General features: G+C 60.0%; 19 protein-coding genes and 1 pseudogene. 1 reads left to right on the top strand and 19 read right to left on the bottom strand.

Features of this window, described 5'->3' with window-relative positions:
• Positions 1–48: 48 nt before the first annotated feature.
• From NFV80_RS05710 to NFV80_RS05630, 17 genes and pseudogenes are all read right to left on the bottom strand, one after another.
• Positions 49–1,275, bottom strand: a complete 1,227-nt coding sequence (locus NFV80_RS05710) for a TIGR03087 family PEP-CTERM/XrtA system glycosyltransferase (protein WP_295331479.1) — start codon at positions 1,273–1,275, stop codon at positions 49–51.
• 390 nt (positions 1,276–1,665) lie between these two features.
• Positions 1,666–2,652 (bottom strand): phosphotransferase, encoded by a 987-nt coding sequence (locus NFV80_RS05705; RefSeq protein ID WP_295331480.1) that lies wholly within the window; start codon positions 2,650–2,652, stop codon positions 1,666–1,668.
• A 172-nt stretch (positions 2,653–2,824) separates the two neighbouring features.
• Positions 2,825–3,047, bottom strand: a pseudogene (locus NFV80_RS05700) (IS5/IS1182 family transposase); the annotation flags it as partial.
• A gap of 266 nt (positions 3,048–3,313) precedes the next feature.
• Complete coding sequence (locus NFV80_RS05695; RefSeq protein ID WP_295331481.1) at positions 3,314–3,961, bottom strand: class I SAM-dependent methyltransferase; 648 nt, start codon at positions 3,959–3,961, stop codon at positions 3,314–3,316.
• Positions 3,962–4,241: 280 nt separating this feature from the next.
• Positions 4,242–5,447 carry a TIGR04063 family PEP-CTERM/XrtA system glycosyltransferase gene (locus tag NFV80_RS05690; protein WP_295331512.1) on the bottom strand — a complete coding sequence of 402 codons (1,206 nt, stop codon included), beginning with the start codon at positions 5,445–5,447 and terminating at the stop codon, positions 4,242–4,244.
• Between the two features lie 2 nt (positions 5,448–5,449).
• Entirely contained in the window at positions 5,450–7,390 is a 1,941-nt protein-coding gene (locus NFV80_RS05685) for an XrtA/PEP-CTERM system amidotransferase (RefSeq protein ID WP_295331482.1), read from the bottom strand.
• Positions 7,391–7,479: 89 nt separating this feature from the next.
• Positions 7,480–8,640: a TIGR03088 family PEP-CTERM/XrtA system glycosyltransferase gene (locus tag NFV80_RS05680; RefSeq protein WP_295331483.1), complete on the bottom strand. Its 1,161-nt coding sequence runs from the start codon at positions 8,638–8,640 to the stop codon at positions 7,480–7,482.
• A complete protein-coding gene (locus NFV80_RS05675; RefSeq protein ID WP_295331484.1) occupies positions 8,637–10,232 on the bottom strand; it encodes a polysaccharide deacetylase family protein in 1,596 nt (531 codons plus the stop codon). Before NFV80_RS05675 ends, NFV80_RS05680 begins: the two co-directional genes overlap by 4 nt.
• Before the next feature lie 301 nt (positions 10,233–10,533).
• Positions 10,534–12,126, bottom strand: coding sequence for an exosortase A (gene xrtA / locus NFV80_RS05670; RefSeq protein ID WP_295331485.1), 1,593 nt, complete (start codon positions 12,124–12,126; stop codon positions 10,534–10,536).
• A gap of 44 nt (positions 12,127–12,170) precedes the next feature.
• On the bottom strand, positions 12,171–13,259 hold the full coding sequence (locus tag NFV80_RS05665; RefSeq protein ID WP_295331486.1) for a FemAB family XrtA/PEP-CTERM system-associated protein: 1,089 nt from the start codon (positions 13,257–13,259) through the stop codon (positions 12,171–12,173).
• On the bottom strand, positions 13,256–14,122 hold the full coding sequence (locus tag NFV80_RS05660; protein WP_295331487.1) for an XrtA system polysaccharide deacetylase: 867 nt from the start codon (positions 14,120–14,122) through the stop codon (positions 13,256–13,258). The genes NFV80_RS05665 and NFV80_RS05660 overlap by 4 nt, the downstream gene beginning before the upstream one ends.
• Before the next feature lie 19 nt (positions 14,123–14,141).
• A complete protein-coding gene (wecB, locus tag NFV80_RS05655) occupies positions 14,142–15,311 on the bottom strand; it encodes a UDP-N-acetylglucosamine 2-epimerase (non-hydrolyzing) (RefSeq protein ID WP_295331488.1) in 1,170 nt (389 codons plus the stop codon).
• Between the two features lie 12 nt (positions 15,312–15,323).
• A complete protein-coding gene (locus tag NFV80_RS05650; protein ID WP_295331489.1) occupies positions 15,324–16,418 on the bottom strand; it encodes an XrtA/PEP-CTERM system-associated ATPase in 1,095 nt (364 codons plus the stop codon).
• Positions 16,419–16,433: 15 nt separating this feature from the next.
• Positions 16,434–17,969: a TIGR03016 family PEP-CTERM system-associated outer membrane protein gene (locus NFV80_RS05645; RefSeq protein WP_295331513.1), complete on the bottom strand. Its 1,536-nt coding sequence runs from the start codon at positions 17,967–17,969 to the stop codon at positions 16,434–16,436.
• Between the two features lie 115 nt (positions 17,970–18,084).
• Positions 18,085–19,032, bottom strand: a complete 948-nt coding sequence (locus NFV80_RS05640; RefSeq protein WP_295331490.1) for an XrtA-associated tyrosine autokinase — start codon at positions 19,030–19,032, stop codon at positions 18,085–18,087.
• Positions 19,033–19,041: 9 nt separating this feature from the next.
• The gene (locus NFV80_RS05635; protein ID WP_295331491.1) at positions 19,042–20,604 is read right to left on the bottom strand and encodes an XrtA system polysaccharide chain length determinant; all 1,563 of its coding nucleotides are present in this window, start codon (positions 20,602–20,604) and stop codon (positions 19,042–19,044) included.
• An 81-nt stretch (positions 20,605–20,685) separates the two neighbouring features.
• A complete protein-coding gene (locus NFV80_RS05630) occupies positions 20,686–21,318 on the bottom strand; it encodes an XrtA/PEP-CTERM system exopolysaccharide export protein (RefSeq protein ID WP_295331492.1) in 633 nt (210 codons plus the stop codon).
• A gap of 744 nt (positions 21,319–22,062) precedes the next feature.
• Here NFV80_RS05630 and xth point away from each other — a divergent pair.
• Positions 22,063–22,830, top strand: coding sequence for an exodeoxyribonuclease III (xth, locus tag NFV80_RS05625; RefSeq protein WP_295331493.1), 768 nt, complete (start codon positions 22,063–22,065; stop codon positions 22,828–22,830).
• Positions 22,831–22,855: 25 nt separating this feature from the next.
• On the opposite strand, the gene rsmA is transcribed toward xth, so the two are convergent.
• Together rsmA and NFV80_RS05615 are read right to left on the bottom strand one after the other, a co-directional pair.
• Positions 22,856–23,635: a 16S rRNA (adenine(1518)-N(6)/adenine(1519)-N(6))-dimethyltransferase RsmA gene (gene rsmA, locus NFV80_RS05620; RefSeq protein ID WP_295331494.1), complete on the bottom strand. Its 780-nt coding sequence runs from the start codon at positions 23,633–23,635 to the stop codon at positions 22,856–22,858.
• A 4-nt stretch (positions 23,636–23,639) separates the two neighbouring features.
• On the bottom strand, positions 23,640–23,872 hold a 233-nt coding region (locus NFV80_RS05615; protein ID WP_296758084.1), incomplete at its 5' end, for a 4-hydroxythreonine-4-phosphate dehydrogenase PdxA.

The following is a 23,872-nucleotide window of genomic DNA, read 5'->3' as shown; positions in this document are numbered from 1 at the left end:
TGCTTGACCTCCACATGAATACACGACGAGCGTCAAGGGGACAGCAAGTCAAGGAGTTTCATCAGCGTAATTGGAGACGCCTTGCGAATCGAGGTAACGATCGATGCGTGAGAGATGGGCATCCCAACTGTAAACCGCCAGTATTCGCCGACGTGCGGAAGCCCCTACCGATTCCGCCCGTTTTGGTTCCGACAACAACGAATCAATTTCCACGACATACTCCGAAACCGCTCCTGCGGTAAGGAAGTCCCATCCAGGTACGGCGTCGATGGCCGCTGCACACTGTTTTGACGCGACCACGGGCAAGCCCATGGCCATCGCCTCGAGAACCTTGTTTTGCACCCCTCGCGCTACCCGCAAAGGAGCCACAACGATTGCAGGGTGTCGCAAATAGGGGCGAACATCGGCGACCGTCCCCGTTACCACGACATGCTCTCCCGCCAGATCCTGAACCGCCTTCGTAGGATTTCGTCCCACCACGTAAAAGCGCAGGCCGGGCCATTTCCGCCGCAACACGGGGAATATCTCTGTGGCAAACCAGCATACCGCGTCAACGTTCGGCCAATAGTCCATGGCACCCGTAAAGACCAGCGGTTGTTCTGCTTCATCGAATGGAGACGGCAAATCGTGTTGTGGAGAAAAGTAATCGGCATCCACACCATTACACATACCCTCGATCTTCTCGGAACACTCGGGAACCAAACTGCGAAACAGAGCAGCCTCCTGATCGGTCACGAAAAAACAATGATCGGCTTCGAGCGCCACCGAGCGTTCGAAAGCCAGCAACCGCTTGCCCTCCCGGCGATACAACCAGGACATCGGCCAACGGTGATCGGGGGCATACTGCGTCCACTTTGCCGAGTCGACATCCACAAAATCAACAATCCTGCGCAAGTTGGGAACGCCCTGTACGAACTTCGCCATCACCGAGGAAAAAACGACCACCGCATCGACCCGCTGTTCTCGCAGAGTATTATCGACCCAATCCTGCAAGCCCACACTGCTATAGTACGGAATGGTGAGTGCGCTGTTGCTGGCGAGCGCGCGTACGCTTAGAAGTTTGGCAACACGTGGATTGATCCGGGCAACGTGCATATCGGCACAGTACGGAGGCAAAGCATCGACATGACGTTCATCCTCCGGGTCATCGATGAACGTTCCGAGAAATACCCGGTGCCTGCTGGCCAAATGCTTGAGCAAATGATAGGAGCGAACCTTATCACCCTTGTTCGGTGGGTAAGGCAAGCGGTGTACCAGATACAGAACATTGCTCATACCATCCCTCCAACCACAATGCAAAGCAAGAACCGGCCAACGCTCGGGTCAATCACGCCACACTGGCAAATGCCGGGCAATCAATCTTGCAGAGCCAATGCCACACGTGGGCGTCAGGATTGATGGCATCCCGGAAGCTCCGCGTCTGCCTCGACGACAGTTTGTCCCGCACTTTCACCAGCCGCTTCTCCATACGCAGATCGCCCGGATCCACTTTCACCGATCCCTTCTTCGACCTGTCGCCGCTTCCTTCTGCCCCCAATCGAAGCGGCTTCGCTTTGCCGTGCAAGCCTTGTGCGCCAGGGCTCCATTGATTGCCAGCACCACACCGCAAACAATCGTACCGCTGACGGAAACAACCGGGACACGGTTCCACAGGCACCTGTCCGCCTATCTGCCCCGGTCACTGATGGATTCTGCCTTGAGTAATCGGCGCACAAGTCCTGAGAAACATCTGTTCAAGTACCACCGTCTGACCATTCCCAGCTTCTGTACCATAACATAGTTATACCAGAGACCAAGCGCGGACCAGAGGCGCAGCCTTTGCAGTAGTGCCGGATCGAAAGGCGGTCCCGTGACGCTGTATCCTTTCAAGAAAGCATTCCGCAGGCCCGCTTCCGCCCAGGCCAACCGCGCGAAAGCTGGCGTCCACAGGCGCAACGCCAAATCATTGAGAAACATCGCGAGATCCATCTCCACTGCATTCTCATAAGCAATTGCCACATCTATCCCGACAACCACATCCGAATCTGTCAGGAGGAAGTTGTCAGTCTTACAATCGCCGTGCAGCCAGCTCAGGCTTGTCATGCCCGAGGCAGTGCCGAAATTCTCGGAGCGGAGCAACAATACGCCCTCAAGAAAGTATCGGTTGTCGACCGGGGCCTTGTGCATCGCATCCAGCTCACTCGCTTGGTCGGAGAGTCTTGCCAGTCCGTGGCGAATTGGTCCAGCAGCGTGAAAACTTCCCAGCCACCCGCCGATCCGCTCGATAGAGTGCAATAGCCGGGTTCGCGAGGAGCAACTCCGCATCAGTTCGGTCATGGACTGGCCATCTATCCAGGACATGGCATATGCCGCCAACTTTCGTTCGAAGAATTCGGGTACCGGAACACGAAAGCACGTCGGCACCGACGCCAGAGCCGAGTGCACGGAAGCCAGCGCAAGATACTGCATTTCTGCCGTTTTTTCATCGGGCAGATTGGTACCGGGCAGATAACAGCACTTGATCGCCAAACGATCGGCCGAACCGCCGGCAGCCGTGCCGAGAAACACGGCGGAATTATCTCTTGAGGCGACCTGTCGATGAACAACGACTTGCCTCGCCACGCCCCCGGCAGCCAAGGCATCCTGAAGTCGCTCGCAGGAAAATCTGTCCATTCATACGTCCCACAGGATTTTGTAGAAAACCTTTACAACTTGACGATTCTCAGACAAGCGTTGGTGCGCCAATAGTGCCTTCGACTGATCATCAAAAACATTTCCTTCATCTTCTACGACCACAAATCCGATGCCAATAGAACGCAAACGCGAATTCTCGAAACTGTTCGGCAAGTCGCCTGGTCTCGATTTCCTGGAGGATGGTGTCGCCGGGGCAATGGTTTCCCGACGAAACCGCTCCGTCGCGGGGCGAGATGGTGGCCCCGGCGTCCCGTTCGGCAATCGCCACGTGGCAGCCGGGGTTGTCGTAGGCGCCATCGGCCGAGACCTGCGAGATACCCACCCGCGATTGGATCGAGCAGCCCGGGCAGGATTTTTCTCTCGTCCCAGGCAGAGGGGCACCGGTTTGCTGCATCGCTCGGGCGACGACAGTGCCCACGGCCCCAGGACGCTCGCATCCTCGAAGCAGATCGTCAGCTTGCCCTGACAGAGCAGGGCCCGGTCGTGATTCGACCAGTTCGTCACCCGACAGAGCCGCTTGACGACCCCCTCGCCATGATCGACGTCCCCGACCGTCCAGTTCCGCCACGCCGGAAATGATGCCAACATGCCACACCGACGTCTCTCGGATGTCTTGGTCTTGGCACCGCCTGATCCTCCGTCACGCATGCTCCGTAATGACGACCATGGCTTCCGAAATCAAGGCCGCCAATCGCAGCCTTCTCACTTCTCGGAGGCCAGCGCCGCGCAGCAGTGAAGCCAAATCGTCTTCAGTCAGCGGGTAGTTTGCGGGAGGCTGGTTGCCGATGAGTTTCTTAACGGAGCGTCGAAATCGCTGGTAGGGCGAACTAAGAGACTGGGTTAACACCACAGTACCCTTCGTCAGTTGAGCTACGGACTTCAGGAATGCAATTTGCTCGTCAAGCGGGAAATGCATCAAGACACGCGCGCACAGGGCGGCATCGTATCGCTTTGGTTCAGCCTTAGCCAGTTCATGTACGTCAGCCACTCGCGTGGTAAATCGATCGCCGAAAGAATGGAGTTTGCGTTTTGCGACATCCAGCATGGCCGCCGATATATCCACACCCTCGACCGAAAATCCGCTCTCAAGAAGCGCAGAAGCCAGGCGACCTGTGCCACACGGAAGATCCAGAATCCTGGCAGTCTTCGGCACATCACGAAAGGCCGCCCTGATGACACTTTTTTCAAGGGAATTAAAAACCCTGCCGCTAATCGAACTGAACCTCTCCCTGTCATAGCGTTCCGCAATAGCCACTTCCTGGTAATGTGTTACCGGATCCCAATCCATATTTGACCTCTCCGCAAGAATTAGAAGCAAGAGTCCTCAATTAAATCAATGAAAACGAGTCATCCTACCACAGCAACTTTCCCCAGACCGGCATTTTTTGGCAAAAGGTCCGATTCTTGCATTCTGTGCAATACAATACGAGGATATCACCTACATCCGGCTTGGCTGCTGCAACGACTCTCTCAGACGCCGCTGTCCGTGGCCCTCGTACCGCTTACCAGGGAAAATGAATAGAGCAGGAACAATACGAGAAATCCCGGAAATTCATGATGCTCCGAGATCAAAAATCCGGGTTACGGCCGTAACTGGCCAACGCCTGACGGTACACCTTACGATATTGTGCCGCGCTACCTGCCCAAGTGCGCTCGCGCTCGACAAAGCGCCTTGCCTGCAGGCAAATCTGTGGCCAAGATTCTCGCTTGGCCAGCACATCGTCGATCGCCGCCGCCAGAGCGGAGACATCGCCGGCCCGAAACAGGAAGCCTGTCTCACCATGCCGAATCAACTCGCGGTGCCCACCAACGTCGGAGGCGACCAGCATGCGTCCCTGCGCCATGGCCTCCAGTGGCTTGAGCGGTGTCACCAGTTCGGTCAGCCGGATTGGCAGCCGCGGATAAACCAGCACGTCGATCAGCTCGTAGTAGCGTTGCACTTCGCTGTGCGGCACACGGCCGGTAAAGATCACCTGTCTGTCCAAGCCAGCCGCCGCCGTTTGTGCGCGGAGCTGGGCCTCCTGCGCGCCGCCCCCGACCAGCAGTACGCGTAGCCAGGGATATCGAGGCAACATCTGGCGAGCCGCCTCGATCAACAGACTGAGTCCCTCGTAACCGTAGAAAGACCCCGCAAAGCCGATCACGGTCGCCCCTTCGAGCCCAAGCGAACGGCGCAAATCGGCATCCGGCTCGCCGCCGAAGCGAAACAGGCCGACGTCCACAGCATTGGGGATCACGGTAATCCGTTCCGCTGGAATGCCGCGAGCGGCAATGTCGCGGCGCAGCCCCTCGCAAATGGTTGTCACCTGGTCTACACGGCCAAGCGCCAGACTTTCCAGCAGACGTGACGCGCGGTAGCGCAGACTGCCTTCTACCGTCGTACCGTGATCAACCGCTGCATCCTCCCAAAAAGCTCGTACCTCGTAGACGACCGGTAAATTTGACCGCCGTCCAACCCAAAGACTAGGCAAGACATTGAGTACCGGGGAATGCGCATGGATCACGTCCGGCCGCGTTGCTGCGATGACCTGCATCAGTCGGGTAGCAGTCAGGCGCATCTGACTGAGGAGGCCAGAACCCTTGCCGCCTGGAGTGCGATGGAAATCCCAGCCGTCCACACGCTCTTCCAGCGGGCCGCCGGAACCGTGCTTCGGAGTGGTTAACTGGATCGTCTGCCAACCCATGGCGCGCTGTTCGCGAAGAAGAGCCAAAGTGCGGAAAGTATAGCCGCTGTGAAGCGGGAGTGAATGGTCAAGAACATGCAATATGCGTATGCTCACGTGGTTATCTCCGTAACTCCGGGAGCGTCGAATCGCTCCCGAGAGTCGCCCAGGATGTTGCTCAGAAACGCCTCGAACATCAACACCGTCCACAGCAGCGCGCTGTAGTCGCGGGCTCCCGATTGATGTGCATCGACGAGGTGCCGGAGATAGGCGGCATTGAACCAGCCGGTCGCCGCCAGGCGCGAGCCAAGAACGGTTTGGCGGACGCGTTCACGGAGCGGGCCGCGAAACCAGCGGGCGAGCGGCACCGCGAATCCCATTTTCGGGCGGTACAGGATGTCTTGCGGCAGGCGGGCCTGCATCACCTTCTTCAGAAGAAACTTGCCTTCCCGGCCACGAACCTTCAGCGACGAGGGCAAGGTCGCCATCCATTCGATCAGCTCATGATCCATCAGCGGCTCCCGTACCTCGAGCGAGTGCGCCATGCTCGCGCGGTCGACCTTGGTGTTGATGTCGCCAACCAGATAAGTCTTGAGGTCCAGGTACTGGATCAATGCCAGAGGGTCGTCCGTACCCGCCCGCGCAGCGTGCCGGCGAAAGACCTCCTCGGCCGTATAACCACCGGTCTCCCTGCGGAAGCGATCGGTGAAAAACTGCGTACGTATCGGACCACGGAGAATCGACATGGCGTGAAAATATCCCTCCACCGAGGTTCGCGCCATGCCTTCGAAGGTCGTCTTGGCGCGGAATATCCTGGGTGCCCAGTCGGCTTTCGGGTAGACCCGACCGAGCAGACCAAACAGCGGACGACGTACGCCATGCGGGATCGTCCCCCGCAGACGCTCCTCCATCAGGTGCTGACGGTAGCGACGATAGCCGCCGAAAGTCTCGTCGCCACCATCGCCGGAAAGCGCGACGGTCACATGCTTTCTCGCCAGCTGACAGACGCGATAGGTGGGAATTGCCGAGCTGTCGGCGTAGGGTTCGTCATACAGTCTGGCCAGCGTGTCGACCAGATCGAAGTCGTCGCTCCCGACCAGGTCGCAGTGGTGATTGGTGTGGTAACGATCGGCGACCGTTTGCGCAAATGCGGCCTCGTTGAACGCCGGATCTTCGAAAGCAATCGAACAGGTATTGACGGGATCGTTCGACAGCCCGGCCATCAGCGCCACCACCGCACTCGAATCGACCCCGCCGGAAAGGAAGGCACCGAGTGGCACTTCGGCGATCATCCGCAGGCGAATCGATTCGGCGAGCTTGGCAGCGAGCTGTTCGCAAGCCTCTTCGAGCGAGCAACGCTGCTCGAGGGTGAAGCGCACGTCCCAATACTCCCTGGGATCGGCCATCGGCCACCCGCGACGCAAGGTCAGCGTGTGCGCCGGCGGCAACTTTCGTGCCTCTTGAAAAATGGTCCTCGGCTCGGCGACGTAACCGAGCGCGAAATATTCCTCGACCGCCAGCGGGTCCATCTCGCGCGACAGGCCGCCGTGCGCCAGCAGCGACTTCAGTTCGGACCCGAAAAGGAAGGTGCCGTCGGGCAGCAGCGCGTAGTAGAGCGGTTTGACGGCGAGTCGGTCACGCGCCAGAAACAGGGTTTGCGCATTGCGATCCCACAGGGCGAACGCGAACATGCCGCGAAAACGACGAACGCAATCTTCACCCCAGGCTTCCCATGCGTGCACGATGACTTCGGTGTCGCTACGCGTATGGAACACGTGTCCGAGAGCCGCGAGTTCGGGAATCAATTCCTGATAGTTGTAGATCTCGCCATTGAACACCACGCAAACGCTCTGGTCCTCGTTGTAGAGTGGCTGCTGGCCGGTCGAGAGATCGATGATCGAGAGTCTGCGGTGACCGAGGCCAATCCCCGGCTCGACGTGCAGGCCACCCTCGTCCGGGCCGCGATGGTGTTGTGCCTCGTTCATCCGCGTGAGCACGGCACGATCGACATCACGCCTGCCTTGGGTATCGAAAATTCCGGTAATCCCACACATAGTTTCTGTCTGTCCTCTCGTCGCCACTACGAACCGGTGTCATTGGTCCCGGCGCATTATCCCGTTCGATACCAGACACGGCTGCCTGTCTAGGCAACCATCCGGCCTCGATCACAGAAATCCTCGTACACCGCCTGGTAACTCGCCAACATCTTTTGCAGGCTAAAATCCTGCACAGCCATTTCTCGCGCCGAAGCTCCATGGGCGCGGAGCATGGATCGATCCACAAGATATTGACTCAGCAATCGGGCCAGCGCATCGACATCACCCGACGCAAACAAACGTCCATTGACCCGATCTGACACAAGATCGACGTTTCCCCCAACTGCTGTCGCAACAAGCGGAAGACCGCTGGCCATGGCTTCAAGGAGTGTATTCGAGATACCCTCGGCCAGAGAAGGCAGGACAAACACATCGAAGGAGTGCAAGAGTTCGGGAATATTGTCGAGATTGCCCGGAAACCACGTAAGCCTCGCAATTCCCAGGGTATCCGCAAGTGCAACCAAGGAGGCCCTTTGCGGACCATCACCAGTGATCACCAGCCTTGCTCGCGAGGCCGCCTCGCCGTCACCATTTACCAGACTGGCAAATGCCCGCACAAGCGTCGCCTGATCCTTGACCGGTTGCAAGCGGCCGACAGTACCAATGACGAATGAATCCGCATCAGCAAATCCCGGCGGAAGCAGGCTCCGCGAACACGCCGATTTTCGAGAGAACCGCACCGTATCGACGCCATTGATGATTTTCGTGATGCGCGCTTCGGCGATTCCCACGCGCTGGACAAGATAGTTCTTCAGGTCGCTGGAGACCGCAATGTAACGGTCCACGAGTGGTGAGTGCAAACGACGCAGCATGATGGGTCTGAGTTTTCTCCCATCAAGGTCGCTGACATCCCAACCGTGCTCCCCGTGAATGCAGGCTCCAACACCGGCGAGTCTGGCCGGCAACAGGGCATCGAGCCCTGACATGCCACGCGAATGGACAATCGCTGGCCGCAACTGGCGACAGAGGCGATACAGGGTTCGCCTGAGCGACCAGATGCCCGTCTGTGAGCGATGTAAGGCGATGACCTGGGTGTCGGGGCGGGTCAATCGAAGTCGAAAATCCGAGAAATCCTCGACACAGGCCACTGTGTGCCGAAAGCGTGATTCAGGCAGGTTATTGATCAGATTGACCAATCCATTCTCCAGCCCGCCTGTGACGAAATGGTGTATTACATGCAGAATCAGAGGCCTGGTCTCCTGCGTCATAGGATCCCCAGACATGTAAACAAGAACGCGTGATCGGTAAACGCCCAGGAAATCCCTCCGCGACGCACATCAAAACGATCAACCGTGCCAATGTTCACGCCGCCATAGGCAGCAAGACAGCCTGAATAGCCAGCCTGCTTGACGAGGTCGAGACGATCCGGGGTCATGTGCTGACGTCCGCCGTAAGGATAGGCAAATATGCAGGTCTGAAGAGCCAACTCCCGACGCAGATCGGCCTGTGACCGTACGAGCTGGTCCCAGACCACTGCAGTCGGTTCGGAGGCACAGTCTATGTGGGTGACTGTGTGCGAGCCAATGGTGAAGCCCTCTGCCTTCATTTTTCTCAAATGATCCCACTGCATTACGGGGATGAACGGGTTGCCGCGCTGAACGTCATGGGGAAAACGCTGATCGTCGGTGCTGACGATTCCGGTCGACACGAAGAATGCGGCCGGAATTTGGTGGCGCAAAAGGCTCGGCACGGCGTGAACATAGTTGTCCAGGTAGCCATCGTCGAAAGTGACACAGACCGCGGGCCTTCTGGATCGTGGAATGCTCTTCCCATCCAGGACGTTCTCGATCGAAAGCACGTTGCAGTGCTTGCGCAGCAGTGCCATTTGCCGATCGAACTGCTCGATGCCAACCGTAAGATTGTCGCGTACGCTGTCGCTAACCCGATGATAGACCAGCACGGAAATCCTGGGCTGCATCAACTTCCATCCTAGAGCGCGCCAGGCCCAGTGAGCGCCCCGATGGACTACTGCCCTGGCCAGCTGCATGGGGTAGGAAGGGCCGCTGGGCTGTACACCCGCAAGCTTCCGGCGCAAGGCCGCCACCTGCGCCAGGGTGGGCTTGCGAAACGTCCTGCCGCCGGCGCGCTGCGGCGCAGTGGGTAGCCCTCCCCCCACGACTTCGCAGACAACATCGCGCATCAATTCGACCCCCACCTCGTCAAGCTCCAGCTGCAGTCCGCGCAACGTCGAAAACCTCTCGCGCTTTACCTCTGTCTGTGCCGCCACCGCGCCGGTGTCGAGTTTCTCGTCAACCCAGTGCACGGTACAACCAACGGACTGCTCGTCATTCCATAACTCCCAGAACGCTGGGGGCATGCCACGGTAATCCGGAACCTTGCCTTTGTGCAGATTCAGCGTTCCCACTGTCGGAATGGCGAAAAGCTGTCGCCGGAGAATCGGGGCAGAAAGCGAAAGCCCGACATAAGGTGCAAACGCTCTTACAGCATCGATCGTCTCGCTGGCATGGATGTCAGGGACCTCGAGAATATGAACGTTTGCTCGTGCGGCAAACGCCGATGTGGAGAATTCGGCTCCCGGCCCACTGGAATCCCCTGGAGTGGCAGCCCTGGAAAAGAAGCGACGCCACATGTCACCCAGCTGATAAGGAATCCAGCGCCAGCCGTTGCGACGAAGATTTCGCCACTGATTGCGCAACAGCTGGCGAGGGGTCTTATTCGGCGCATGGACTACAATCAGCCACGAGAGATCATCGATCGCACGATCGATCTCGACGACTCCTTTGCGCACGGCAAAAGCCAGGTCGCCCGTAAATACCACGATTGCTCGCCGGTTGCTCATCGCCGCTCTCGACACCTTTTCCAATAGCTGACGTCAATAAACCACGGTTTCGAAGGACATACGCCGCCCTACCGCTTCTCGGTGGTAGTGCTACCCCGTCGGACTGCCTTGCGCATCATTGTCGACTGCCAACCGGAAATCCCGACTGGTAACCCAAAAGCACGTGTGGTACCCATGGTCCGCGCGCGCGCCCGAACGTTGAACGCTTCCGGATCGCAAGCAGTCGGGCTGAAGTCGCACGCCCCTCCCACCGTCATGCGATCAGAGTGGCGCAGTCTTGAGCCAAGGTTGGTTCCTACCCTCACCGAGCGTCGCGCGTCTGCCGCAGAACCGCCTCGATCGCCGGTACTGCGGCGCGGGAAACATTTTCGAGAAGTGCCTCAGCTTCGCCAGGACGGTTCAACAGCGTGTAGATAATCACGACGGCCGAATCATCACCGTCGCCGAGCAGACGCGACCACACCGTGTAAGCCTTGACGATGATGTCATTGGCAGTCCAACGCCCGTTGACCCAGTACCACTGCCAGACCAGCAAGCGCTCGCCAGTGATTGCACGCAGCTCGGCCGTACGAACCGTGAACGCCTCCTGGAGGAACGCAATCTCGCGCGTGCCGTGCGTGACCGGCGCCCAGACCGGATCGCTGTTCGTCACCAGGACGTTCGTCGAGCTGACCATCTTGTGCTGCTGATCCTGGTTACGGTAGTACGCAAGGAACAGCCCTGCGCTCTGCCGGTCCTTTTCGAAGGTGACTTGCGTGCTCGCTGCGTAGTTCTCGAACCTTGGTCGCCAGTCGATCGAGCCAGCCGGCTCAGACTGCCAACCGGGGATCGGAGCCAACGGCGCGAGTTGCTTCACCGGCGGAGCAACGTCATGGTCGACGCGCCATTGAGCGAGTGGCCAGATGGACGCCACCAGAACGGCAGCCACGGCGGCCAACCACACCGCCGAATCCGGTCTGCTGTCGCCCGGCTGCTGCAGCAATTCCGTCTGGACCGCAGGCGGAGCATCCTCGCGCCAACGCGCACCGATCCAGAACATGGCCATGATCACCACGCCGAAGAACAACCAGCCGTAGATCAAGTGGTCGACTCCGACCGCCAGCCTGTTGCCCGACAGATGACCGAGCATCACGATCATGTAGGCACGCCCCCAATTGGCGAGGATTGGGACCAGAATCGAAATGCCGACAAAAATCAGTCGTCGCCGCAGAGAGTGATAAGTGAGATACGCAAACAATGTGCCGACGGTGAGCGAAGCGATGAGATAGCGAACCCCGCTGCATGCCTCGACCACCGACCAGTTCCCAGAGGGTATGACGAGGTTCTGTCCTTCGCTGAATACCGGTATGCCCGAAAGTCGCAAACCAAGCACCGTAAACTTTGCTGTCCATTCCATCAGCTTCGGCTGGGTGAAATCGCCGAAGGGCACGGCGAAAAAAAGAAACAGCAGTGGAAAGGCCATGCTGCGCGCGACACTTCGGCCAAGCACCGCAACGACGGCAAAAACCAGCGTGAAAATCAGCGCAAACTGAGGAACCACGTTGGCCGTCGCCATTTCACCCAGCAACCAGGCGAAGCCGGCAACCGCCAGCAGGACCAGCGCCGGATAGTTGTGCCGCGGCGCCAGCAGCGCGATTCGCTCACGCATTCGCCAGATCAGCCAAATGGTGATCGGCGGCACCACGAAGCCGTGCGCATACGTATCGCTGCGCGCCCAGATGCTTGCCATTCCCAGAGCCGTTTCACGATACAGCACGAAGATCGCGAGCAGCGTCAGGATCAGCGCGGGAAGGGCAGCCCGCCATCCGGGGTGTGCCGCCGGAAAAGTCGGGCCGGGTACGGCCGAATTCCTGTTTTTGCTTGCGGCAGACGTAATGGAGAGATTCGCTGTCATTGCTTTCCGCTCATCGCCAGAAACACGGTTAGTCGCCGTTCCGCTCACCCGAGGTTGCGCACAATGAACGGACCAAGCCAATTGGCTAGACCGATCGGCATCCGCCGCCAAGTGTCGATGAGGAGCCGGTACTTGGCATTGGCAGGGTTGTTCTGCGGGATCGAGTCACGGCGATACAGACAGTACTCGTACGCCAGCGGCTGCGGTTCGAAACCCCAGTTCTTCTTGAACGAATACGAGCCGGTGCCCTGCTTGCTTCGCCCATAGTCGAAGACGTGCAAGCCACGCTCGCAGGAGCGCCGCATCAGTTCCCAGTACTTGAAATCGTTCGCTGCCAAATCGCGGGCCGCTGGCTTGTCACCGGCGTAATAGGGCAGCACTTCGTCACGGAAATAGAAACTCAGCACGCTGCTCAGAGGACGCCCGCCAGCATCGACGACGGTCAACACCTCGCAATCTTCGGCGAACACTTCGTGCAGCGCGTCGAAGTAGCGTTTGGGCATCGCCGGGGTACCATGACGATGAACGTTGTCGGCATATAAGGCAAAAAAGCGACCGGCGTCTTGATCGATTTCGCTGCGCAGGCCGTTCTTGATTCCCTTGCGCACCATTGCGCGCTGTTTGCGTGGAATCGCCAGCAGGTTGGCTTCGACGTCGGGTGCGATTTCCTTGCGGAAGCGGACGTAAAGATCCTGCCGGGGCCACTCCGGATGTCTTGGGCAAATGTTCCTGAATTCCAGATGGGCAACGCCGAGTTGTCTGGCGAGCGCCTGTGCTTCCCGTTCCAGAGCGGCAGCTGCGGCGGCATCGCTGGCAGCGATACCGCCGTACACGGCAAAAGGCAAGGAGACTAGCGAGTTGCCAAAGAGCAGGCTCTTCACCTGCGCCAGCGGCAATACACCCTCGAACACACCGGCGCGTTCGGCAAAGAGAAAATGCGTGCGATGACCGAAAACCTCGGACAGGATGCGCTGCCAGGCGGCGCGATGGAAAAAGGTCGCCTCTGGGCACCGCTCCACGAAAGCGTCCCAGCGTCCTGCGGCGGGCAGGTCATCAGGACTCAAGCGTTTGACGCAAATCGGTGCGGCCGGCGAGGCAGACCGGGCAACGCTCTCGATGGTACTGCCATTCATTGCTTTGCCCCTGTCCCGGCAAGCGGGGTGGCGAGAAACACTTCGTCGACCCGCCCCCATTTGAAATCACCGATCAGTCGCCTGAGCTTTTCCTCGGTACGGTGAAGATTGACATAGTGACGAAAGCGCGTCTTGGCATCGATCCCGGCAATCCGTGGCTGGCCAGCATCGATTTCCCAGGGATGGAAGTAAAAGATCACCGGCTGCCGATCGAGCTCATTGACTTTGCGCAACAACCAGCGCGAACAGGCATAGGGCAGGAGGCGGAAGTAGCCACCGCCGCTCGCCGGCCAGTTCCGCTCGAACACGCGCGCCGTCGTCACTGGCAATTCGAGGAGACCGACGCGCACCTGATGCGCAAAACGCGGCGCATCGGGCATCCCATAGTGATCATGGCGAATCGGGTAGATACTGGAACTGTAGCGATAACCAGCGCGTTCCAGGCAGTCGAAGGCCCACAAATTGCCGTGGCCGATCGAAAAACTCGGTGCGCGATAACCCTTAACTTCGTGACCGGAGAGATCTTCCAGCAGCTTCTTGGCCAAGACAACGTCCGCGGAGAAATCGGCTTCGTTGAGATCGCTGGCGCGCTGGTGACCGTAGCCGTGGCTTGCCAACTCGTGACCGCCATCAACGATGCGGCGGATAAGCAAAGGATAGCGCTCGGCGATCCAGCCCAGTGTGAAAAAAGTCGCCTTGATCTGTTCCTGATCGAGCATCAGCAGAATCTGCTCGATGTTTCTTTCGATCCGACACTCGCGCTGGTCCCACTGGTCGCGAGGGATGTAAGGAGCAAGCGCCGAAACCTGGAAGTAGTCTTCCACGTCGATGGTCAACGCGTTGGTGATCGGCCGGCCTGACATCTCGCTGCACTCGGCGGTTCTAGCTGTGCTGCCGGGCATGCCGGGTAATCAGCCACTGGCATAGATCGGCGGCGATCCGCTCTGCTGCCCGACCGTCCCAGAACTCCGGGACGCGACCACTCTTGCCCGCACCGGACAGAATTTCATCGACACCCCGGCGGATCGCATCGGAATTCGCACCGACGAGCGTATTGGTACCCTGCTCGACCGTGATCGGACGTTCGGTGTTCTCGCGCATCGTCAGGCACGGCACACCCAGTGCCGTGGTTTCCTCCTGCAGGCCACCCGAGTCGGAGAGCACCAGCTTCGCGCCCATCAACAGGCCAAGCATTTCCAGATAACCTTGCGGCGGCAGCAGGACGACGCGCTCGCTGTCCAGCAATTCGCCGAGGCCGAAACGCATGACATTGGCGCGGGTGCGCGGATGCAGGGCAAAGACCAGCGGCAGCCGCTCGGAGACCTCCCGCAGGACGGTCAGCAGCGGCTGCAGGCTTTCCTTCTGATCGACATTCGAAGGACGATGCAGCGTGACGACTCCGTAGCCCTGCGCCTGGTCGACGATCGCCGGATCAAAGCCGGCAAGCTGCAGGGTCTTTGCAGCAGGACGAGCCAGCTCGCGATTCGCCAGCAATGAGTCGATCATGACGTTGCCAACGAAACGGATGCGCTCATCGGCAATGCCTTCGCGCGCGAGATTGGCATGTGCACTGCGCTCGGTGGTGTACAGGCGGTCGGCAATCTGATCGGTCAGGACGCGATTGATTTCCTCCGGCATGGCGCGGTCGTAGCTCCGCAGACCGGCCTCCACATGCACCACGGGCACCCCTCTCTTGGCACAAACCAGGCTGCAGGCCAGAGTCGAATTGACATCGCCGACGACCAGTACGCAGGACGGTTTGTGCGCGTCGAGCACGGGCTCGAAGCGCCGCATCACTTCGGCGGTCTGCACCGCGTGCGTAGCCGAACCGACTTCCAGGTTGACGTCGGGGTGCGGCAGCCGCAGATCGACGAACAGACGGTCATTCATGTCCTGATCGTAGTGCTGCCCGGTGTGCAGCAGCAGGGTCGGCAGCGGCGGCCGGTGACTGCGAAAGGCGCGCAGGATCGGCGCCATCTTCATGAAATTCGGCCGTGCGCCGACGACGCAGATTATCGGACCCAGGCTGGTAGGCCACTGCTCGTTATGCAAAGTTCTTTTTCCTCAATGTTTTGCCCGGACCGCATCAACCAGTTGCTGCAACAGCGAGAGAAGCGCCGCATTGTTGCGTTCCAGACGGAACATGCTGCGTTCGATGCGGATCAGGCGCTGCTCCGTTTGTCCGTTCTTCAGGTCGGAAATGACTCGGGTCGCCTGTTCGGCAGTGCTGGCGTCGATGCCCAGCCGCGACAGATCGATATCCAGAATTGCACTGTCGGTAAGCGGCTGTTGCGCTCCCGCCGACGCGCCGTCAATCGCCGCGTTTGTCGGCAACAGCGCGCCCGACTGGGTTTCCGCCCTGATCTCCCTGGCGACTTCCTCGACATCGGCCCGTGTGAACTCGCTCCTGTTGCTCAGGAAGCCCGACAGGAGCAAACGATCGCAGTGCGCGTTGATCCGTCTGGGCACACCGCCGCTGGCTTCGAAAATCGCCTCGAAAGCCCCGGCAGCAAAGCATGGCGAGCCTTTCGAGCCGGCGCATTTCAGGCGGTGCTCTATATACGCCTGCGTTTCCTCCTGATCCATCGGGCCGATGTGGCAAGCGGCGATCACGCGTTGACGCAATTGCTGCATCTGCGGGCTTTGCATGATCTTGCGAAACTCCGGTTGCCCGATCAGGAAACTCTGCAGCAGAGCCTGGGTGCCGAACTGGAAATTCGACAGCATGCGCAGTTCCTCGACCGCGCGCGGCGTCAGGTTCTGGGCCTCGTCAACAATGAGCAGGCAACGCTTCCCCTGGCGGGTGACATCGACGAGAAAGGCTTCGAGGGCAAGCAGCAGCTCTGACTTGCTCACATTCCTGATGCCGACGCCAAATGCGGCAGCGACCATGCGCAGAATGTCCTCGGCGTCGAGTTGCGTGGTGACCAGTTGCGCCGCCACCACCTTGTCGGCGTCCAGTTCGTTGAGCAGGCCACGCACGATTGTCGTCTTGCCGGCACCGACTTCTCCGGTGACGACGATGAAACCCTCATTCTGATTCAGACCATATTCGAGGTAGGCCATGGCCCGGCGATGCTGCTTGCTGGCAAAATAGAACGACGGGTCCGGGTTCAATTGAAAAGGCTTGCTGGTCAAGCCGTAAAAGGACTCGTACATGAAAACCGTTCAGATTCAGAAACTGTAGGAAAGCGCACCGGTCAGCGCATTTTCGGTATAGCTGGATCCGAGCCCCGGACTGGAAATCGCCCCGCCATCAGAGACCACCCGTCGCGCGCCGATGTTGGCCTGCGCCTTCGGCGAGAGGCTTGTCGTGAACAGCAGATAGGCGCCTTGCGTCTTGGTATCCAGCTGCCCGACGCTCTGGCTGATGCTACGCATCTGGTTCAGCGACAACGAGAGCGACGACAAGCCCGTCAACTTATGCCCCCAGGCGATGCCGAATCCGCGTTGCGTGGTCTGGTTGGCCAGCGAATAATCATTGGTCACGCCGTTAACCACCCCGAGCGGCTGTTGCTTGGTCTCGTTCGCATTCAGGGTCAGGGTATTGCGCACCCCGAGCAAGGCAAAGGAAAACTGCTGCATTTGCTGCAGATTCGGGCGATTGGTCAGGTAGCCGTTGACTACCGTGGCATCGGCCGCGACCCCTCTGCCTTGCAGGACCTGCAACACCTGCGAACGGATCGCATCCGGCGAGGCTCCGGGATTGTTTGCCGCGATAATCGCGTAAAAGGCATCGTAGTTGATTCCCTGCCCGGTATTCCCCACCCCATACGGCTGGAACACGACGTTCCTGCTGGCCGTGTAGGTAAACAGCGCACGCGCCATTTGGTGACGGACAGTGACGTCGTATCCATTGCCGAAGAAGCGTTTGCCATCGCTGGCCGAGATTTCGGTCCGCGGGTCGGGGGTCCACATGACGGTGCCACCGTAGATGGCATGCGTCTCGTTCTGCAGGCTGACATAGTTGTTCGACTCCTGCCCGGCAAAGGCAGATACTCGAAATTGCGGTTCGAAGCGGTACGACAAGCTGGCCTGATACTTGGAATCCTCGTAGTCCCGGCCTACCGTGTAGTTGTTTCGCAGGCTGCTTGCATCGAGTGCCCAACCCAGCGCTCCCCAGCGTGTGGTGCCATTGAGCCGGCCCGTCCACTCGCTCGACGTCAGATCACCCTGGTTGGACTGTACCCCGGAAGCGGTCGTGTTGGTGATCGCCGCCCGATAGCGCACAAGGTATTCGGTCGAAGACAAGAGCGTGCCCTTGATGTAGGGCGAGATCGAGTAGTTCGACGTTTCCGTCTGGTTTCTGTTGACGTTGGCAGTGCTCGGCGACACCGCGCCGAACGCCGACAGATACTGCTGCGAGATGGTTCCAGTGGCGTCGATGAACATCCAGTTCTCGATCGCCTCGAGCTTGCCCACCGCGTTCAAGGCGTTCTGGTGGTTGTTGGATGCCGAAGTCTGCCCGGTCAGTCGCTCGATATTCGCGTAGTTCGGTGAGTAGAGCTGTTCGGTAAACGTATAGTTCAGACGGAGACTGGCGCGGTGCCCCTTGCCGTCGATCGCAATGCCGGGCGTAATGCCAGTCACCAGGTCACTTTTCGTGTTCCTGGCAGTCAGAAAGACGTTGTCGGTCCAGGTTTCGGTCAACGCAATGCTCGGCGTGATCCGCCAGTTGTCTGCGCACACGGGGGCCGCGGTGAAGAACATCGACAAACCGAGCAATGACGCCGAAGCCTGCCGATACCGGCTGTGCCCGGCAGCCGGTCGATCGGACACCGAAACGGGGCTCGCACCTTCCGCGCCGGGTGGGCAGCGCATCCCTTCAGGCACTGTCTGAACCGTAGCCGTAGCCATAGCCGTAACCATAACCATAGCCGTAACCGTAACCGTCCTGCACGGCTGCCCGCGCCTGATTGAGCAGCATCAGTTTGACCGGACAGGATTCGATGGCCGCCAAGGCATGCTTGACGTCACTGCGGACGGTGCTCTCGGCGCGGACGACGACGACCACCTGACCCATGTGACCGGCCAGCGCCCGCGATTCGGTGGTCATGAGCAGCGGCGGCGAATCAAAGATGATGATCCGGTCCGGGTAACGACTCGCCATTTCGTCGAGCAAAGCGACCATTGCCTCGCTGGCCAGAAGTTCGGTCGCGCGCGGGTGCTGCGTGCCGCTCGGCAGGATGCTCAACTTATCCACATTGGTCCGCAGAAGCACTTGCGAGAAGTCGACCGAAGGATCGGTGAGCACGTCGAGCAGGCCACGCGCTGCCGGCAAACCGAGCATCTTGAGCAGCGAAGGTTTGGGCACGTCCGCGTCCACGAGCATCACCGTATTGTCCAGTTCCATGGCAATGCTCATCGCGAGGTTGATCGCCGTAAAGCTCTTGCCTTCACCAGATATTGCGCTGGTAACCATGATCAGGTTGCCACGCTTGATCGGCGAAGCACCCTTGCCCATGGCGTTGGAGATCAGCGGGCGCTTGATCACGCGAAACTGATCGGCAAGCTGGGTGCGTGGCGCGTCGGGGCTGATCAGACCAGTGGTCGCGAGTGCGTTCAGGTCGATCTCGACTCGACGCGAGACTGCAGCCTCGGTCGGATCGGGAACGGCCGGTGGGCGTGCCGCGCTCGTCGCGGGTGCCGTGGCCGTTGCAGCGGCCGCTTGAACGGACGGCGGCGGCTCGCTTTCGACGTTTGCTTGGGGTATCTCGACACCAGCCTTGCGCAGCTGTTCCAGACGCTTTGCCGCTTGTTCAATGAGGCTCATCGGTTTTCCTCAGGCATTACGGACGGAAAGAAGAAACAAAGCCAACAGCCCCGCGCCATAGGCACCGATCAGGGAAAGACAGGCAGCGGCAAAGCGCAGCAGATCCTTCCGCTCCTGGCGTTTCGTCTCGTCATCGGCAAGCAGCGACACCGTTCCGAGAAGGGGCAAACCAAAGGCTTCACGCAAGGAACGCGAGTCGAAGAACACCGGGCGCAACTGGCTGGCCGCAAAGGTGGCAGCAACTCCTGCCGCCAATGCGAGCAGCAGCGTCAGCGGCAGGAACAGGGCGCGGTTCGGGGCCACCGGCTTGGGCGACGTACGCGGCGGATCAATCAGGCGGAAGTCCACACCGGCGGTGTTGTCCATCTCGCTGCCCATACTGGCCGACTCACGCCGCTGCACCAGTTGTTCGTAGTTCTTCTTGTTGATCTCGTAGTCGCGGTTGAGTTGCGCAAACTCTGCCTCGACCTGCGGCATCAGCGACACCTCCGACTTCAAGCGGTCGTAGCGCGCCTGATACTCCGCCACGCGAGTGCGCAGGGCGGCGACGGTGGCTTCGGTTTCCGAGAGATTGATTCTCAACTGCTGGTGCACCGGGTTGGTATTTACCGACGAAGCGGGGTTGGTCAGCGCCGTCTTGCGACGTGCCGCCAGCTCCTGCCGCTTCTGCTCCTCCAGATCCTTGATCAGGCGGCGTGCGCTGATGACGTCCGGATGCTTCTCGGTATAGCGCTGCAGCATGGTATCGAGATTGCGCTGCTGGGCGTCGATGCGCGCGTCGATCTCGGGAACGGAAATGCCCGCGATCGACTCCGGGCCACCGTCCGGAACCAGCGATGGTGGGTCTTCGCCGACGATCTGGCGCTTGAGCGTATCGCGCGACTGCTCGGCCTCGCGCAGCTCGAGTCGGCTCTGCTCGAGAGCTGCGCCAGCGGCAGCCATTTTGGCGAAATGATCCTTGCCATCGGCACTCTGGATTGCCAGGTTGCGCAGCTTGAATTCCTTGAGCCGCGCCTCCGCCTCTTCGAGCTTCTTCTCGTAGCCGGAGATCTCCTTGTCGAGGAACTTGCGGGCGGACTCCGTATCCTTGCGCGCATCGCCGAGATTCGACTCGACGAAGATCGACACCAGCGACTGTACGACGCGTTTGGCCTGCTCCGGCTGGGTATCCCGATAGGTAATCGTATAAATGTTGTCGCGCGAGGTATTGTTGATTTTCAGCGCCGACATCAGGTCCTCCGCCAAGGTGTCACGCTCGGCCTTGGACTTGATCTTGAGATCCAGATCGGCCATCCGGATCAACTTCTCCACATTCGGTCTGGTAATCAGCGTGCGGCTAAGCATCATGACCTGCTGATCGACGTTCGGCTGCGTGACGAGGCCGGACATCAGCGGCCGGAGAATCGATTGGGTGTCGACGAAAATGCGCGCCGACGCCTCGTATTTGTCGGGAATCGCGAGCACCGCGGCCACACTGGCGGCACCAACCACCCAGGCGACGACGATCCCCAGCCAGCGACGCCGCCACATTCCGCGCAGGGCCGTTGTCGCTTGTCGAAGCAGTTCATCCATCGGATTCAGACTCTATCAATAGCGGTTCAGGATTGGCCGGCCGCGTCGCGCGGCGAGGCATGCCAGGTTTGAGCAGAGCCGTCAGAACCAGCTCTGCGGAATGATCAGCACGTCGCCGGGTTTCATGTCGACGTTGGCCGAAACGTCGCCACGTCGGATCAGGTCATTCAGACGAACGCTGTACTGCTGCCTGCCACCCTCGGGGAGAATACGCACGACCGATGCCCCGTTGCCGTCGGCGAAGTCGGTCAGGCCACCCACGGCGATCATTACATCAAGTAGCGTCATGTTTTGCCGATACGGCAGCGCCTGCGGCTTTGACGCCTCGCCGACGACGCGAATCTGCTCGCTCTGGTTACCCACGAAGTTCGTCACCACCACGGTAACCACCGGATCCCGGATGAAGGTTCCCAAGGCCTTTTCCATGTCCCTGGCCAAGCCCGTCGGCGTCTTGCCCATGGCCGGCATGTCCTCGATCAATGGGCCGGCGATCATCCCGTCCGGACGTACCGGAACGGTCATCGAAAGCTCCGGGTTTCGCCAGACGATGATGTTTACGTTGTCGCCCGGCCCGATGAGATAGCGATAGTCTGCCGATGCGGCCACCGTCGGTGCCGGCGGATACGAGGCGCAACCGGGAAGCAACACAGCCGACATGCCCAGCAAAAGCCAACGCAACGAAACGCCAATCAGATCATGCAGGCGTGTAACCATGATGCTCTCCTTATCAATCGCCAGCTTGGCAACGGTTTACCGCAAATTGCACAGACGTCGCACGGACGGTTGGCGCAAAACGCGCGACAGTATAGTGGAATTGCCCGGGCGACACACAAACTACGCCGCCGCGACCGACGCTCGTCCCACTCGCCCCAATCGCCTCCCTTGCCACTTCGCCCCTCGCCGATTCTTGTGCCCGCAGAGAGGGAAGAAAACCCGCCTTCCTCGAAAGCCATGCGGCGACTCCGCGCGTTCGGAGAGACAAGCGAGATCCGTGGCTCGCAGCGATTCCCTAACACTCCTCTTGGCTGTTGGTCTTCGTCAGACGCTGCCGACAGACGAAGCATACGTGCTGCACCGGCTCGGACAAGAGAAATAACGCACATTCCGAAACATTTCTTTAGCCTGCCAGCAGACGATACCGGCTCGTAAGATAGCATATTTATTTAAGTGGCAATTTGCCTGACGACCGCAGCTGTTGGCAATTCCGCGCCGCGGCTGCCGTCCGCACGCTCCAGGTGCCTTGGGTACACGCTTACCGGGCTTGCGGATCCCTCGTATCCGGCGGCGCCGACGACACCGCCGGCGCAATGGCACCTGGCCAGGCGCCTGGGGAGGCTGGTGCCCATCTTGCCCGATTTGTCGGGGCTGCTATGATCTTGCCGGCAGGCCGAAGACGTCGAATGCACCGCTCGCGGCGCCCGGCGCAACGCCCTTTTCTCAACCCGACCCGTGCCAAGAATGAAACTCGCCACCTGGAACGTCAATTCACTCAAGATCCGCCTGCCGCAACTGCTGAACTGGCTCGCTGCGCGGCAACCCGATGTCGTCTGTTTGCAGGAAACCAAGCTGCCGGATCAGGACTTCCCGCGCGAGGCGATCGCGGCGGCCGGTTATCATTTTGCCTGTTCCGGACAGAAGACGTACAACGGTGTTGCCCTGCTGACACGCGAGGCGCCGTCCGATATCGTTTTCGGCAATCCTCTCTTCCCGGACGAGCAAAAGCGGCTGTTGACCGCGACGGTCCAGGGGATCTGCGTGGTCAGCGCCTACGTCCCGAACGGCCAGGCCGTCGGCAGCGACAAGTACGCCTACAAGCTGGCCTGGCTCGATGCACTCGCCCGGTGGCTTGCCGAACGGCTCGCCGCCACGCCACGGCTGGTCCTGGCCGGCGATTTCAACATCGCCCCCGATGACCGGGACGTCCATGACCCGGATGCCTGGGCCGGACAGATTCTGTGCTCGGACCCCGAGCGAGCGGCGTTCCGGCGCCTGCTGGATCTTGGCCTGAAAGACAGCTTTCGCCTCTTCGACCAGCCGGAGAAAAGTTTCTCCTGGTGGGACTACCGGATGCTCGGCTTCCAGAAAAACCGCGGGCTGCGAATCGACCACATCCTGCTCTCCGAACCCCTGGCTGCCCGCTGCAGTGCCGCCTCGATCCACCGCGAAGTCCGCAAACTCGAGCGGCCATCCGACCACGCACCGGTGATCGCAGAACTGGCGTGCTAGCGCGATCCGTCGGGGACAGCGATTGTCACTGCAGACTATTCGCCAGACGAACGTAGTCGTGCACCGACAAATTTTCGGCACGGCTGGTCGGAGCAATCCCCAGTTCCGCCAAGCGGGTCTCATCAAACAGACCGCCGAGGCTGTTGCGCAGCATCTTGCGCCGTTGCGCAAAGGCTGCCGCAACCAGCCCGGCGAACCGCACGGCGTCATGCGCCGACAGATCTGCCGCGGCACGTGGAAGCAGGCGAACGACTGCCGAATGTACCCTGGGCTCGGGACGGAACGCAGTGGGCTGCACGTCCAGCAGACGCTCCATGACGAATCGGTACTGCAGCATCACCGACAGGCGTCCGAACGCGGCACTTCCCGGTTCCGCCACCATGCGTTCGACGACCTCCCTTTGCAGCATGAAGTGCATGTCGCGCACACAGTCGGCAAAGCCGGCGAGGTGGAAGAGGAGTGGCGTCGAAATGTTGTAGGGGAGGTTCCCGACAATGCGCAGGCCGCCGCGGCAATCAACCGCCAGGCGCGCAAAGTCGAATGCCAGCGCGTCGCCGGCGTGCACCGTCAGCCTGTCGGACGGAAATTCGCGCAGCAAGCGGGCGATGAGCTCGCGATCGATCTCGACCACGTGCAAGTGGTCCAGCAGCCGCACGAGTGGGCCGGTCAAGGCGCCGAGTCCCGGACCGATCTCGACCACCCGGTCGTCCGTGTGCAGTGCAAGGAGATCGACGATCCGCGCAACCACCTGCCGATCGACCAGAAAGTTCTGGCCGAAGCGCTTGCGTGCAACGTGGGACGGCATGCAATCAGCCGCGCGCGCCGGCTCTTTTCGCCATTTCGATCGCCTGCTCGACGGCCGCGAACAGGCTGCCCGGATCGGCTTTCCCGGCCCCCGCCAGTGCAAGCGCGGTGCCGTGATCGACCGAAGTGCGGATGATCGGCAGGCCAAGAGTAACGTTGATGCCGTGGCCAAAGCTCGCGTATTTGAGCGCTGTCAAGCCCTGATCGTGGTACATCGCCAGGACGCAGTCACCGCGCG

The organism is Accumulibacter sp., assembly GCF_023806565.1.
Classification (GTDB): domain Bacteria; phylum Pseudomonadota; class Gammaproteobacteria; order Burkholderiales; family Rhodocyclaceae; genus Accumulibacter.
The sequence above is the reverse complement of the archived record's forward strand: the minus strand, read 5'-3'. Positions and strand labels throughout refer to the sequence as shown.